At 55.2% G+C, this 686-nt stretch carries 1 protein-coding gene; it reads right to left on the bottom strand.

Going from position 1 to position 686, the window contains the following annotated elements:
* Positions 1 to 632 (bottom strand): hypothetical protein (locus tag QWZ17_RS23245; protein ID WP_290307716.1); only part of this gene is annotated, 632 nt, incomplete at its 3' end.
* Positions 633 to 686 lie beyond the last annotated feature (54 nt).

Here is a 686-nt window from a genome sequence, read left to right as displayed (position 1 = left end):
CCGTCGGTATTGAACATCGATACGCTGTATCCCCTGCCCGTTTGCGCCACGGTAACCTTTTTGTAGCCGATGTGGCTGCCCTGGCTTGAGCTCATCGCGCGAACGCTGCCGGCAGAAGTGAGGTACGACAAGGTGGAGCCGGGGGCCACGGGGCAGCCGTTATCATAGATGCCTGTCTGGTGGGTGTTGGGATCGACCGAGTAGTAGTTTTTGTCGATGTCGTTCCGAAGCACCTGGGCCACGGTGGGCTTGCCAAAAAGCACGCCGGTGGATAAATTGCTAGGGCCGTCGTTATAGTTATAGCTGGTTACCATATCGGGGCTGCCGTTGCCGCTGCTTTGGGTAATGGTTTTGATCCGTAGCCCGCCCACCATAGTGTTCGTGCTTGTTGCCGAGCCTGCCAGCTGGTAGATGCTCAGCGACACACCGCTGCCGCCGTAGGCGTTGTCCTTGATGATTTCAAACTTGTAATTTCCGGGCGTATAGTTGCGGATAAGCTCCACGGACTGGTTGTTATTCAGGTTTACCTGGTCAACAATGGCATTGTTGCTGTCGTATACGTTAAAGTGGCCCGCGCCGCCGTAATTGCCGTTTGATACGTCGAACGCGTACTGGTGGTAATCTATTGCCACGACTACAGATGCGGTTTTCGTGGTCTGCCCTCCGTCGTAACCGACGCTTATGCT

The organism is Mucilaginibacter flavus (assembly GCF_030409315.1).
GTDB classification, from domain to species: Bacteria; Bacteroidota; Bacteroidia; order Sphingobacteriales; family Sphingobacteriaceae; genus Mucilaginibacter; species Mucilaginibacter flavus.
Note: the sequence above shows the minus strand (reverse complement) of the source record. Positions and strands in the feature narration are given on the sequence as shown.